Raw genomic sequence first — 14,189 nt, 5'->3', positions numbered from 1 at the left:
GCTCGGTCGGGGGCCGGCATGCGGTCCCCCGATCACCTTCGCCGACCGGATGCGATAAGCGGAGAACCGCTAACCGCGAAACGCCAGTTGCACCGTTCGGCTGACGTACCCCGCTCCCTCCCAAAGGTGCTCGAGTGTGCGTCTATCTGGGCGAAAGGACACGGATGTGTCGGCTTCTCAGGGGCCGGGCCACGTTCGGGCCCGGCAAGCGGCTGAAGGGAGGCACCGTTCTGTGCGCGGATGTGACCCCGTCGGGCGGCCCGGTGCGAGGCGTGGCATGCGGGGGCTTACTTGGTGGCTTCGGCGATACGTGACAACGCGGCGGCAATCTCGGCGTCGCGGCCTTGTGCGGCGTGCTGATAGCGCAGAGCGGCCTGCGGCGTTGAGTGACCGAGACGGCCCATGAGCTCGGCCAGCGTCGCACCGGTCTGTGCGGCCAACGTTGCCCCGGTATGCCTCAGGTCGTGCCACCGAAGGTCCGGCCGTCCAGCGGCTTGCCGGGCCGGGTAGAAGACCCTGTAGAGGGTGCTCGGCGCGATGTGCGAGACGCCATCGGTGGCGGGGAACAACAGTGCGTCCTTACCTCGCATCGGCATCGCCGTGACGTGGGCTTTGAGCATTGGCATTAGGTGGGGCGGGATGGCCACGTCGCGGACACCGGCCTCGGACTTGGGAGATCCGACCATCGTCTGGCCCTCGGCGCGGACAACGCCACGTCGGACGTGGATCACGCCGTTTGTCAGGTCAAGGTCCTTCCGGCGTAACTCGGTCGCTTCGCCGAAACGGAGAGCGCACCAGGCGCACAGCATGAGCAGCGGCCGGTACTTCACCGGGAGTGACGCCGTGATGACCTCGAGTTCGGACAGCGTGGCCGGCTGGATCTTGCGGGCGCGTCTAGTCGTGCCCGCGCCGCGGATGTGGCATGGGCTCGATGTGATCTTCTCGTCGGTGACCGCGGTGGCGAATATGGTCCGCAGTAGCGAGTAGGCATGTGCTCGCAATGTCGGGTGATCTGGTTCCAGGTCTGCGTACCAGTCGCGGACGACCTCGCTTGTCACTGCCTTGAGCGGCACGTCGCCGAACGTCGGCAAAATGTGGCGGTTCAGGATGGATCTGTAGTGCTCGCGGCTGCGCGGCTTGAGGTCGCGTCGCCGCAGCCACTTCTCGGCGTAGGTTCCCAGGGTCTCGGCCATTGGTGCATCCCGTGGCTTCACCGGGGGAGCCCACTCGCCTCGGCTGATCCTTCGGCGCTCGTCAGTGAGCCAGGCCTCGGCGTCCATCCTTGAGTCGAAGGTGTGCGGAGCGTTGTGGCGCTTGAGGTCCGGCCCCCGGTACTTGGCGCGATAGCGGCCGGAGGGAAGCCGCTCGATCGCGCCGAACTGACGCTTCGGGGTGGACACAGATTCGCCTTTCGTGGACCAGACGTGGACCACCAGAGTACTTCCCTGGGGATTCCTGTCCACGATAAGAACGCGCCACTGTTTAGCATCGTCGCAGGTCAGAGTCCATATTGTGAGGTCAGCGCCAGATTTCACGATTGTGCCGGAATGAAATTCAAACCCAGTATCGCCCACCAGCACCAGACAGCCCCTGATCAGCGGAAACGCTGGTCGGGGGCTGTCATGTTGTGTGGGCTTCGGCGCGCAGGTGTCCGACTGTGCTCGAGGGTCCGCCGGGGGCCCTGGCGGCGGATGAGCTCGGACTTGAAGAGCCGGTTGAGTGCCTCGGCGACGGCGACGGCGACGGCGACGGCGGTGTCGTACGAGTCGCCGACGGACCCGACCGAGGCGGTGATGCCACTCGGCGAAGAGGTAGTCGATCGGTTTTGATCGGGGCCGGGAACCTGCGGTTGTACGGCGGAGTCACGACGACGCGGGCGTCGGCGTCGAAGACCTGCTTGACCCAGGCCCTGGTGTGCGGCTTGGCGTAGTCGTCGTTCTTGGACTCGTCGTCATCGTCGAACAACGGAGGGTCGAGAGGTCGACGATTTCGACTTGCCACTCGTCCGTGGGCGCCTGGGCGGAGACCCGTTCGGCCACGGGGCCGATACGGCCGGAACGGGTGCTTGACACGACGACACAAGGCTGATTCATGGTTCAACCACCATCATGCAAACGGACTCAAGTCCGAATCGCTGCCCCGGTTGCCAGCCTGACACCGCGAGTGTCGCGTTCGGATGTCGCCGACCCTGTGAGCCACAACTCGGTGGCTCCAATGCCTCTGACCCCGTTACGGCCTGGGCCGAAACGGGGTCAGAGGTGTCCTCAGGTTCCGCGCGCTGAGGTTTACTCAGGGGGTGTAGCGGCCAACGACGTGCACCACCAGGTCAGCTGCGCCACTGCTCACGTAGAAGCTCACCTTGTTCCCCGCGCCCGGACGCACGACCACCATGCTGGATATGGTCCGAGCGGCGGCGAAGTTGATGCTGGACGGTGACGGGCGACTTGCATCGGAGGGGAAGACGGTCACGAAGCCGGCCCTCGTCGGAGCGGACACGGTGACGTTGAGAGCGACCGCAGTCGTTCCGGCCGGAAGGCCTGGGATGACGACAGACCTGGTCGTGCCGCCCGTGACCTTGGCCTTGGGCAGACCGATTCCGATCCGGGTGTCGATGAACTTGCTCGGACCGACCGCCAGGTACTTGTTCCCCTGCCCGACCGAGTGGTAGCCGACGAGATCGACGATCACCTGGGTCGAGCCACCCGCGTTGTAGACGTTGACCCGACCACCGGCATCGACAGCTACCGTCACCAGGTTGGACACAGTCTGGGCCTTGACGTAGTTCAGGCTCGACACGTTGGGGCGGGTCACCCCGTACGGGTAGAGCGACAGGCTGCCATTCGCGGTGGGCGCCGTCACGGTGACGTTGGCCGTGATCGCCTTGGTACCCGCTGGGATGCCAGGAATCTTGAGGGTCACGACCTTGCCCGCAACGAGGGCCCCCTTCTGGCCTCCGACTCCGGAGCGCGTGTCCATGACCCGCGCAGGCCTCACCGACGTGAAACCGGCACCGAGATCGGGCGCGAAGTAGCCGGCGAGATCGGCGACCAGGTCGACCGATCCGGACGAGTTGTACAGGGAGACCTGACCCCCGGGCCCCACCTTCGTGGCCACCATGTTCGGGACACTTCGCCCTGTGGCGTAGACGACGTTGTAGGTGCTGGGGCGAGCGGCGCCGGCGGGATAGACCGTCACGTAGCCCGACGTGGTCGGAGCGATTGCCGTGACGTTGAGGATGACCGATGTGGTGCCGACGGGCAGACCGGGGACGCTGACGTTCACGACCCCGCCAGCACTGACCTTCGCCTTCGCGGCTCCCAGGCCCGTTCGGGTGTCGAGGACGCGCCGGGGTGTGATGGCGGTGAAGGTGCCGCGGGCGTTGTCCACCACGAAGGGACGCCATTCGCTGGAGCCGATCTCGACGCCCTGGACGTCGATGGCGACGACGCGCCACTGCCAGCTTCCGGAGTCGATGATCCGCGTCGGCGCGTACGCCTGGGCGTTCGTCGCGACCTGCTCGGTGAGCGTCGTCGTGCCCGCCGCCCGCCGCTCGAAGCGGTAGCTGACAGCTCCCGTTGTCGGCGACCACGCGAAGTACGGCGCGAAGCCATTGACCATCGATCCCGTCGTCGGTGTGGTGAGCGTCGGCGAGGCTCCGATCGAGTAGAACCGACCGGGCGCGGACCATTGCCCGGGACGGCCGTCCGCGTCCAGTCGAGCCACCCGCCACACGTACGCGGACGAGCTGGCGGGCAGCGGTGTCGCGTTCGCGAAGGCCGCTTGCTTCGTGATCACGCTGATGACGCGGTTGGAGGGCGACCAGTTCGCGTCGTCGTTCTTGTACACCTCGAGCTGGTAGCCGCCGGCGAAGTCAGTCGGGGCCCACACGAATGGCGAGGTACCGGAGGTGCAGGAGGCCGTCACCGTGGCGCTGGGGCACGCGGTCGTGCGGGGCCCGACCGCTCCCTGCGGCGACGTCAGCGCAGGCGCGGGACTCGACTTGGTGAAGGACCACGTCTGCGACCACTGCAAACCGTTGCCCCGAGCGTCGATCGCTTGCACCCGCCAGTAGGACGTTCCCTCGGGATAGGTCCGGTCCCACGCGGTATACGTCGCCTGGTCGACGACCTGGTTGTCGAGGAGGTTGGAGAACGAGCTCGTCGTTGCCACCTGGATGCGGTACTGCATGGCCGCCTGGTTGCTCTTCTCGCCCGTCTCGCCGTACGTGGTGGCGAGGTTGGTTGCGAGGTAGTCCGCCCACGTGAACGTCACCGCGTTGCTCACGGTGCTGGCGTTGGGCGGAGACTGCTGCGCAACGCGCGGCGACAGCTTGCTGAACGCGTTGGTGGCAGAGTTCACGGTGGAGACAGGGTCCGGCGCGCAGACATTCACCGCCTTGCAGGGGCGGACGTACCAGTAGTACGCCTGGCCTGCCTGACTGTCGGCCAAGGCCTCGATGTCGAACGAGGAGGTGGGAGTCCACCTCGTGCCGACAGTGCTCGCGGTCTGGACGAGGTTGGTGAGCTCCCGATCTCGAGCGATGTAGACCATGTAGTAGGCAGCGCCCGTGACCGGCTGCCAGTCGAGCACTGGAGTGGCCGGGACGTTCTCGCACATGCGCGAGCCCGTCGGCGCGTCGAGGTAGAAGGAGCAGGCGGTCAGCGTGTCGAGTCGCTGCCCCGTCAGGGCGATCTGCCGGCCGGCGACCGGAGCGAGCTCGCTGATGGTGAACGTGCCGACGCTGCCGCGCCCGAGAGGCGCACCGTTGCTGGCGAACGCCTCCACTTGCCAGTCGTACTGGCCCGGAGTGATGAGCGACTTCCCGGTGTCGCTCGCGGCGGCATACGGCCAGTTCGAGCTCGTGAGCGGGGCAGAGGCGGAGGTGAACCAGAAGCCGCTGCTGTGCACGCCGACGTCGACGCGGTAGTAGGCCGCTCCCGTGACCGGAGTCCACGTCAGAGTCGGGAACCGCGGAGTGGGGCCGGCGGAGTAGGTCGGCTCCGGGCTCGTCGCAGAACCGGCCGTCGGGCTGAGGTCGAACGTCCAGTTGCCGTACTTCGGGGACGTCTTCCCGTCGGCGTCGACCGCCTGGACCGTCCAGCCGTACGGGCCCCTGGCCGGATCCCAGCCGGAGTTGCCCGACGGCGTCCAGCTGAGCGCGTAGGTGTCGACCTGAGTAACGGTGTTTCCCTGCCGGTCGACCACGGTCAGGCGGTATTTCTCCGCATCCTGCGCCGCCTGCCACGTCATGGTGGGCACCGCAACGGTGGCACCGTTCGTCGGGCTGACCCGCTGGACCGCGGAAGAGGCGTAGAGGACGGTCGAGATCGAGCTGTAGATGCCCTGGACGTTGGCAGGGGCATCCAGCGCGCGGACCCGCCAGTACATGACGACACCCTGAGAGGGTGTGCAGGCGGTGTCCCGGCCCTCGAGGTACCCGACCGTGAACGTCGTCGAGGCGGTGATGCACGTCTGGTAGGTGCTCGGCGAGAAGTTCGGGTCGGTGCCGATGTCCAGCTGGTAGCGCGTGGCGTGCACGACCGGCGTCCACTGGAAGTACAGGTCATCGCCCACCACCGACGCCGCGCTGCTCGGCGGGTAGACGAGAGTGGGCTTCTCGAGCCAGTTGCGCTGGAAGCTCTTCAGCGGCGTGACCGCGACCCAGTCGATCGTCTCGTCCTGGTTGTTCCGGGCGCGCACCCGCCAGTAGTACTGGTCATTGAGGTAGGTCTGCCCCGGGCTGTAGCGGGTGCTCTTGATGTTGGTCTTGCTGTCGATGATCGTGTTGAAGTCCTGGTCGGTGCTGACCTGGAGCTCGTACGTCTTGGCGCCCTTGACCGGCTGCCATTCGAGGTAGACGTCCTCAACGGCCGAGGCTTCGGCCGGCGACGTCGCGGTCACCTGGTCGAGGGCGCCGATGGTGAACTTCCAGGCCGGTCCGAAGGCGGTGTAGAGGCCGTTGGTGAGCTGGGCGCGCACATGCCAGGCGTAGGTGCCGTTGGCGACGGGGTCGGGCAGCACCAAGGACGTGGTCTGGGTCGAGTAGACAGCGGCGCCGATGAAGTCGCCGTCCGGGTCAACCTCCACCTGGTACATCGCCGCGCCCTGAACGGCCTTCCACGACAGGACCGGTGGGCTGGACGGCTGCTTGAGCGTCGGGCCGCCGTTCGCCGGCCCCGTTGGTGTCGGCGCTGCAGGCGGCTTGACGGTCATCGATGTCGAGGCCCACCCGCCGGCGCCGGAGGAGTCCTTCGCGCGAACGCGCCAGTAGACCGTGCCGTCTGGAAGCAGGCTCGTGGGTACCATCTGGCGGTTCGTCGTGGACTGTGAGAACAGCGTCGTTGAGAAGTCCGCCGTCAGAGATGCCTGAACGTCGTATTCGGTGGCACCAGTGAGGCGACTCCATGACAGCAGGGGGGATGTCGTCGTTGCCGCTCCCGCCGTCGGCGCCAACCCTGATGGCGCGCCAGGGGCGGCCCCGGCAGAGGTCTCTCCCAGCACCGGCACCAACGCCGCAACAAGTATCAGCACCATGGCTGCCACTCGCCCCTTGGCCGCCGCGACGCGCGTTGCTCCCTTGGACATTCGCCCTCCCAGTCCGATGATCCCGGGTCAGGGTAAAAGCCACATGCCGCCCGTGTTCACGGATCAGCGAAGTTCGGTACGAACGGGCAGCGATCGGTTGGAGGCGGCCGCCCTCCGCGCGAAGGTCACCGCCAGCAAGGGCGCGACGGTGGTGACCACCTGCGTCGTCCGCTGACACGAGCGCGTCACTGTCGCAATGGAACCGCTCGGCCCCACTTGAGGGCGGCGGTTCTGGTCCCTCGGACGTACGAGTCAGTCGGGCCGCATGCGGAGGGGGTTCCTCGGGCTACCGACCAAGAACGGCATCCGGCGGAGGGGCATTAGGGCGACAGCCAGGCCCATCTGCCTGTTCTTCGTGACAGTGCATACGCCACTGGCGACGGTAGACGGGTCGGCGGTGCAGAAGTCCTCGCCGGGGTCACGCAGCAGAGGTCAGCAGGCCCCCGACGGGCGTCATCACTGTCGCCGCCTCACCTCCGCCTGCCTGGTTGAGTGCCTCGGTGGAGGCGGTAGCGGTCGTCACCACAGATGTGTGGTCCCGTGGGCGATGTTGTAGTACATGCCGATGTGGGTGTAGAAGTTCATCGCTCCGAAGAGCAGGAACACTGCGCCTCCCACGACCCAGGCGCGAACCGCCCAGCGCAGCAGGGAGATCCGGTTGGTCAGCTGGGCGATGGCGAAGAGCAGGGCGCCGAAGGCGACGACTCCCCAGAGGCCTCCGAGGAACAGGGCTTCGAGGAGGGGGAGGTGGCCGAACCGCCCGCTGATGGGCTCCTCCGGGGGTGCGGCGCCGAGCTGGAAGCGTACGAACGTGACGGCCAGGACGCCCATGGCCAGGCCGAGGGCACCGACGAACACAGCGACCGGCTTCAGGGCCGCGATCGCGGTCGAGCTGGCCTCCTCGACGTCACCGGCGAACAGCGTCCGGTGGCGCCACAGGTACACGGCGGCGAACAGGAGCAGGGCGCCGAAGCCTGCTGCCGGCTGGCCGAAGGCGATGTTGGCGTACTCGAATCCGTCGGCACCGAAGGGCCAGGTCACGGTGGTGTGCAGACCCAGCACCAGCAGCAGCAGCCCCGTGACGCCGAAGAAGCCGGCCCAGCCCTCGCTGTCGATGCGTCTGCCGCGGATGAGGTGCGCGAGGAACCAGGCGAATCCCAGTAGTCCTGCTCCCGCCGTGATGGCAATCAGTTCGTTGTAGACGACCACGTCGTCCTCCTCCTTCTCGTCTGCGGGCGTCTCCGCCCGCTACTCGGTTCTCTTGTGGGGGTATGCCGTGGCGATCCGCGCGGGGCACTCACCGCGATGCCGCGCGGCACGGTCGTCATGAGCGAGGCAGAGCGTGCTCAGCGCGCCGGGACGAATCGGCTTGCGCCTGCGCGGTATCCGTCGTGGCAGGCGGACGGGCGGCATGCGGGGCTGGCCGGCCGGGTCGTGTGGCGTCGATCAGGCCGACGACGAACCAGGCGACCACGAACACGATCGCGGCGGCAGCTGGGACGAGGACTTCTCCGGGGGTCATGATGGCTCCTCACTACGTGCGTGGTGTCTTCCTCAATATCGCTACACTGTCTGTAGCGATATCGGATCGTGTTTTGTTCCCGGAAGGATTGATGGTGGCTTCCTCACCTGGCCGTCCCCGTGACTCAAGGGTTGACGTGCGCATCTCACGCGCCGCTCTGGAGCTGCTGCGCGAGCGCGGTCCCCAAGCCGTTCACATCGATGCGGTGGCGGAAAGGTCGGGAGTGGCGCGCACCACGATCTACCGACGGTTCCCCAATCGCGAGGCCCTCATTGCAGCCACGCTCGGCCTGGTGGACGACGCGCCCTTCCCGTCACCGGACTTGCCGGTCGAGGACAAGCTGCGGTGGCTGCTCGAGCAGGTGCAGGTGCTCGTGGAGGAGCAGCTCGGCCGGGGCTCGATCGCAGCCGTGCTTGCGGATTCCGATCCGGTCTTCGGTGCGGCCCTCCGCGCACGCCTGGTCGCCCGGCTGGAGGCCCTCCAGCTGCAGATCGATGCCGACGTCACAGGAGGCCGGATCCGCACCGGCACGAATGCCGAGGCGCTCGCCAGTGTGCTCTTCGGCGTCTACCTCGGCGAGCTCCTTCAGCACGGGAGGGCCCGAGCGGCCTGGGCCGACGGCGTCGTCGACCTGGTGCTTCGCGGCGTCGCCCTTCCAGACCGACCGTGACAGTCCGGGCCCGCACCGACGCACCGCCCCGATCCACAGAGGTCGACCATCGGTCCGGTTCCGGGCTTCCACACCGTCATGGCGCAGCCCGTCGTCTCCCGGGCGGTTCAGGTCTTGCCGTGAAACGTTCCGCGGAAGCCATCGCCGGACAGCTGGGGCCTCATTCTCCTTCTACGCGTACAAGGGCGCTACGTTTGTCCCGTGGTCGACAATGCCGCACGGTCCCGTTCCGGCACGACGGATCCTGATGTCGTGATCGTCATGGGGGTGTCAGGAAGCGGGAAGACCACTCTCGCCAAAGGGATCTCAGTGGTCATGGGGTGGGAGTTCGCCGAGGGCGACGCGTTCCACTCGGAGGCCAACGTCGCCAAGATGCGCGGCGGCGAGGCCCTGACCGACGAGGACCGCTGGCCGTGGCTGGAGTCGATCGGCAGCTGGATCAGCGCCAAGGAGGCTGCGGGCGAGTCCGCTGTCGTGACGTGCTCTGCGCTGCGGCGCGTCTATCGGGACCTGCTGCGGCGCGATCGGCCGCACGTTCGGTTCCTCCACGTCACTGCGGCGCCTGACGTCATCCGCGACCGGATGGAGCACCGTCCCGGTCACTACATGCCCCCGTCCCTCCTGCCGAGCCAGATCGCCACGCTCGAGCCGCTGGGCGACGACGAGCCGGGTATCTCCGTGTCGAACGAGGGCACCGCTGCCCAAGTGCTTGATCGCGCCCTCTCTGCCCTCGGTCTGCGAAAGGAAAACCAGCCATGATCCTGCACCCGAGCCTCGGCCCCCTGACGTCGCTCTCGGCGCTGCCTGCGGCGCCACCCGACGTGCCGTATGCCGGTGACGGCCAGCTCGTCGCCGCCTGCATCCTCGGCATCCTCGCCGTCGTCCTCCTGATCACCGTGGGCAAGGTCCATCCGTTCCTGTCGCTCATGCTCGGTTCCGCCGTTCTGGGGGCCGTGGCGACGATGCCAGCCGGAGACGTCGTCGCGAGCTTCCTCGACGGGTTCGGCACCACGACCGGAGCGGTCGGCGTCCTCATCGCCCTCGGCGCGATGATCGGGAAGCTGCTCGAGGACTCGGGCGGTGCCAACCGGATCGTGTCGACGATGGTCGGCAGCGTGCGCCCCGGCCGGCTGCCCTGGGTCATGGCACTCATCGCCGCGATCCTCGGCCTGCCGCTGTTCTTCGAGGTCGGGGTCGTGCTGCTGGTCCCGGTCATCCTGCTGGTGGCCCGGCGCACCGGGCTGTCCCTGATGAAGCTCGGCATCCCAGCGCTCGCCGGACTGTCCGTCCTGCACGGCCTCGTGCCGCCGCACCCTGGGCCGTTGACGGCCATCGGCTTGCTCAATGCCGACCTCGGACGCACCCTGCTCTACGGCATCATCATCGCCATCCCGACCGTCGTCGTCGCGGGGCCGCTGCTCGCCCACTACGTGGACCAGTGGGTGCCCAAGTTCGTCGACGCGGACTCCCGTGTCCCCGTCGGCGCCGGGGTGGGCAGCAGCGCAGGTGGCGGCGGACGGGTCGGCGTCTCCGACAGGACCACCACCCCGGGCAACGAGGACGCCATCCCCACCGACCGCGGGAGGGGCGGTCCCGTCGCCGGGTTCGACGACCTCGAGGCACCCCTTCCTCCCGGCCGTCGACGCGTCTCCTTCGCGGCCGCGATCATCGGCATCACGCTCCCAGTGATGCTCATGCTCATCGACGCCATCGTCAAGCTGCTCGTCACCGACAAGAAGAGCGGTGCCCGCACGATCATCGACTTCTTCGGCACCCCGACCGTGGCCCTGCTCATCTCCGTCCTGTTCTGCTACATCGTGCTCGGGCTCGGTTCCGGCATGAACAAGGAACAGGTCAGCTCCACCGTCGGTGCGAGCCTGCCCCCGATCGCCGCCATCATCCTCATCGTTGCCGCCGGCGGTGGCTTCAAGCAGACGCTCATCGACGCCGGCGTCGGCAACGTCATCAAGGACTGGGCCACCGGCGTGAACATCTCGGTCCTGTTGCTCGGCTGGCTCGTGGCCGTGCTCATCCGGCTCGGCACCGGCTCGGCGACGGTCGCGACGATCACGGCGGCCGGCATCGTGGGTCCCCTCGCATCGACGCTCACGACGAGTCACCTAGCTCTGCTCGTGCTCGCGATCGGGTGCGGCTCGCTCTTCTTCAGCCACGTCAACGACGCAGGTTTCTGGCTCGTCAAGGAGTACTTCGGACTCACGGTCGGAGAGACGATCAAGTCGTGGTCCGTGATGGAGACCGTCATCTCGGTCTTCGGCTTCGCGCTCATCATGCTGCTGAGCCTGGTCGTCTGAGGTCACCTCTGCCGTCGGTGCAAGGGCTGAGAGGGTCCCGCGGCAGGCGGTGATCCACGCGACCGTCCGGCGCCGGATCGGATGGGCGCGTGGGGCCGCTCGCGGCCATCACGGTGCCTTGCCGGCGCGTCCGGACGGGGCAGCCGGGGGAGGGCGCTGCGACACGTCGTTGTCGACCCGACCCTGCTCGCCGAGCGCCCCGCTTGCGCGCCACGGCGCGTTGTGGGTGAGAGAAGGGCGGCGTGGTCTTGGTTCTGGTGTCATTCGTGCCCAGTCCGCCTCGTCCAGAGGCGTTCGGCCCCAGCCCACGGGAGCGTGCCGCCGCCCCTGCGTCCCCTTGCGGACGCCGGGGCGCAGACCTCGAAAAGCGTGTGCCCTGCCCGACCCCAATGGTCTCAAGTCAATGCCCTGGGAGCTGGCCTGTGTCGTTGATGACGCAGGCGGGCTGGCACGGTGGCGCGCCCGTACAGACGCGACGCTCGGCTAACTGCTGGACCGGCAGGAGCGCGCCGGCGGCGGGGGCGCCTGTCTACGGTGGCACGCCGCAGGACGCAACCGACGTCGTCGAGCCTAAGGGTGCATCTATGCAATAATGCAGTCATGCAAGAATTCACGGGACGGCCTGAAGAGCCTGGGCTGCGCGAGCGCAAGCGGGTCGAGACGCGTCGGCGGATCGCGGACGCCGCCCTCGACCTGGCGCTCGAGCTGGGCATCGACGGCGCCACCGTCGAGGCGATCAGCGCCGCAGCCGACGTCTCTCCGCGAACGTTCTTCAACTACTTCGAGTCCAAGGACGAGGCCCTTCTCGGCATGCACGACGTCCGCGACGCGGGGGACGTCGTGGCGGAGGTGCTCGCCGCCGCGGACGGCCTGACGCTGCGGCAGGTCGCCGTGCGGCTGCTCGTCGAGCGCGTGGGCACCGCTGTGGTGCAGGGGGGCCGGCGCGACGAGCGACACGAGCTGCTCCACCGGCACCCGCACCTGTTCGCGGCGGCGGTCCGGCGCATCACCGACGCGCAGGACGCGTTCGCGGCAGCGCTTCGTGACGTCGCGCGAGAGCGCGGTGTGCTGAGCGGGGCGGACCCGGCCTGGGCCGACGTCCTTCTCGCCGCTGCCGCCGGGGCGACACGCGTCGCAATGAAGGAATGGACCGTGGCGGAACAGACCGCACCGGCCGACCAGATCGAGGAACGCGCCAACGCGCTCCTGCTTCAAGCATGGGAGAACCTGGAATGACCACAGCGGTCGCGGAGCGAAACGCTCCGTCGGAACACAAGGGGTCCCAGCGCGGGATCCTGCTCATCTTCGCCGGCCTGCTCGTCGCGATGCTGCTCGCCTCGCTCGACCAGACGATCTTTTCCACGGCCCTGCCGACCGTCGTCGGTGAGCTGCACGGGGTCGAGCACATGGTCTGGGTGACCACGGCGTACATCCTGGCGTCGACGATCGTCATGCCTGTCTACGGCAAGCTCGGCGACCTCGTCGGCCGCAAGTGGCTGTTCGTCGCCGCGATCAGCATCTTCCTGGTCGGCTCCGTGATCGGCGGGCTCGCCGACAGCATGTCCACCCTGATCGCCGGTCGCGCCGTGCAGGGTCTCGGCGGTGGCGGCCTGATGATCCTGGCGCTGGCGATCATTGCCGACGTCGTGCCGGCGCGTGAGCGGGGCAAGTACAACGGGGTCATGGGAGCCGTGTTCGCGGTGTCCTCCGTCGCCGGCCCCCTGCTCGGCGGGTTCTTCACCGAGGGCCCCGGCTGGCGCTGGGCGTTCTGGATGAACATCCCGCTCGGCCTGCTCGCGATCCTGACTGCGGTCAAGTTCATCCACCTGCCGCACCGCGTGACGAGCAAGCCGCGGATCGACTACCTGGGCATGGCCCTGATCGCGGTCGCCACGACCTGCCTGGTGCTCACGACCACCTGGGCCGGATCGACCTATGACTGGGCCTCACCCCAGATCATCGCGCTGATCATCGGAGCCGTCCTCGCGGGCGTCGCGTTCGTCCTCGTCGAGCTGCGGGTCGCCGAGCCGGTCATGCCCATGTACCTGTTCCGCAACCGGAACTTCAACCTCGCCACGCTCGGCGGCCTGATCACCGGCATCGCGATGTTCGGGGCGATCGCCTACCTGCCGACCTACCTGCAGATGGCCACGGGCGCCTCGGCGACCAAGGCCGGCCTGCTCATGATCCCGATGATGGCGGGCCTGCTGGTGACCTCCATCGTCACGGGCCTGCTGATCTCTCGGACGGGCACGTACAAGTGGTACCCGGTGGCCGGCATGGTCATCGTCGCGGGTGCGCTCGTGCTGCTGTCCACGATCACGCCGGGCCAGGCCGTCTGGGTCCTGTGCAGCTACATGGCGATCATGGGCGTCGGTCTGGGCTGCACGATGCAGAATCTCATTCTGATCGTGCAGAACGCCTTCTCGCTCAAGGTGGTCGGAACCGCGACGGCGTCGAACAACTACTTCCGTCAGGTCGGTGCCTCGCTGGGGTCCGCGATTGTCGGGTCGGTGTTCGCGAGCAACCTTTCCAGCATGCTCGCCGAGCGTCTTCCCGCCGGTTCGGGTGCCACGACGGGCAGCACGAACAGCTTCACGCCCGACCTGGTCCACCACCTGCCCGAACAGATCCAGACCATCATCGTCGGCGCCTACAACGACGCCCTCACCCCGGTGTTCCTGTTCATGGCCCCGCTCGCCCTGCTCGCCGCACTGGTCCTGGCCTTCATCAAGCACAAGCCGCTCGCCACCACCGTCCAGGCCGACGCCTTGGCGGAGTCCCTCGACATCGACGGCGTGTCGAGCCCGGTGCTCGCGGCCGACTCGGACGAGGACGCAGAGCTTGCACTCGCCGGGGCCCTGGCCCCTGACAGGCGATCGATCCACTCATAAGAGCGTGCTCATCTGACGCGAGGCCCCGCCCGGGTACCAGCCGAGCGGGGCCTTGCTGCGTGTGGGGTTGTCGCGCCCCATGCGTGCTGGCTGACGACCGGTGTGCGCGACGGGTGAGGACGGAGAACCGCTCGACCACGCTGCGCGTCGCGGACCTGCACCCCCATGGCTCGAGTCCGTTGCTGCCGTCGGATGAGCAGGGGAGG

General features: G+C 67.8%; 8 protein-coding genes and 1 pseudogene. 5 read left to right on the top strand and 4 right to left on the bottom strand.

Features of this window, described 5'->3' with window-relative positions:
• Window positions 1-287 precede the first annotated feature (287 nt).
• The 4 genes and pseudogenes from NR112_RS21895 to NR112_RS21885 form a co-directional block, all read right to left on the bottom strand.
• Window positions 288-1,400: a site-specific integrase gene (locus NR112_RS21895; RefSeq protein WP_256796401.1), complete on the bottom strand. Its 1,113-nt coding sequence runs from the start codon at window positions 1,398-1,400 to the stop codon at window positions 288-290.
• 481 nt (window positions 1,401-1,881) lie between these two features.
• Window positions 1,882-2,001, bottom strand: a pseudogene (locus NR112_RS23250) (hypothetical protein); the annotation flags it as partial.
• A gap of 288 nt (window positions 2,002-2,289) precedes the next feature.
• On the bottom strand, window positions 2,290-6,306 hold the full coding sequence (locus NR112_RS21890) for a DUF4962 domain-containing protein (protein WP_256796400.1): 4,017 nt from the start codon (window positions 6,304-6,306) through the stop codon (window positions 2,290-2,292).
• A gap of 798 nt (window positions 6,307-7,104) precedes the next feature.
• Entirely contained in the window at window positions 7,105-7,794 is a 690-nt protein-coding gene (locus tag NR112_RS21885) for a DUF981 family protein (protein ID WP_256796399.1), read from the bottom strand.
• A 449-nt stretch (window positions 7,795-8,243) separates the two neighbouring features.
• On the opposite strand from NR112_RS21885, the gene NR112_RS23040 reads away from it, so the two are divergent.
• From NR112_RS23040 to NR112_RS21860, 5 genes are all read left to right on the top strand, one after another.
• The gene (locus tag NR112_RS23040; protein ID WP_256796398.1) at window positions 8,244-8,777 is read left to right on the top strand and encodes a TetR/AcrR family transcriptional regulator; all 534 of its coding nucleotides are present in this window, start codon (window positions 8,244-8,246) and stop codon (window positions 8,775-8,777) included.
• 201 nt (window positions 8,778-8,978) lie between these two features.
• Window positions 8,979-9,536, top strand: a complete 558-nt coding sequence (locus tag NR112_RS21875; RefSeq protein WP_374513592.1) for a gluconokinase — start codon at window positions 8,979-8,981, stop codon at window positions 9,534-9,536.
• The gene (locus tag NR112_RS21870) at window positions 9,533-11,089 is read left to right on the top strand and encodes an SLC13 family permease (RefSeq protein WP_256796397.1); all 1,557 of its coding nucleotides are present in this window, start codon (window positions 9,533-9,535) and stop codon (window positions 11,087-11,089) included. The genes NR112_RS21875 and NR112_RS21870 overlap by 4 nt, the downstream gene beginning before the upstream one ends.
• A 600-nt stretch (window positions 11,090-11,689) precedes the next feature.
• Window positions 11,690-12,325 carry a TetR/AcrR family transcriptional regulator gene (locus tag NR112_RS21865; protein ID WP_256796396.1) on the top strand — a complete coding sequence of 212 codons (636 nt, stop codon included), beginning with the start codon at window positions 11,690-11,692 and terminating at the stop codon, window positions 12,323-12,325.
• Window positions 12,322-13,983 carry an MDR family MFS transporter gene (locus NR112_RS21860; protein WP_256796395.1) on the top strand — a complete coding sequence of 554 codons (1,662 nt, stop codon included), beginning with the start codon at window positions 12,322-12,324 and terminating at the stop codon, window positions 13,981-13,983. The genes NR112_RS21865 and NR112_RS21860 overlap by 4 nt, the downstream gene beginning before the upstream one ends.
• Window positions 13,984-14,189: the final 206 nt, after the last annotated feature.

It is taken from the genome of Terrabacter sp. Ter38, from assembly GCF_024519435.1.
Taxonomy (GTDB): Bacteria; Actinomycetota; Actinomycetes; order Actinomycetales; family Dermatophilaceae; genus Terrabacter.
The sequence above is the reverse complement of the archived record's forward strand: the minus strand, read 5'-3'. Positions and strand labels throughout refer to the sequence as shown.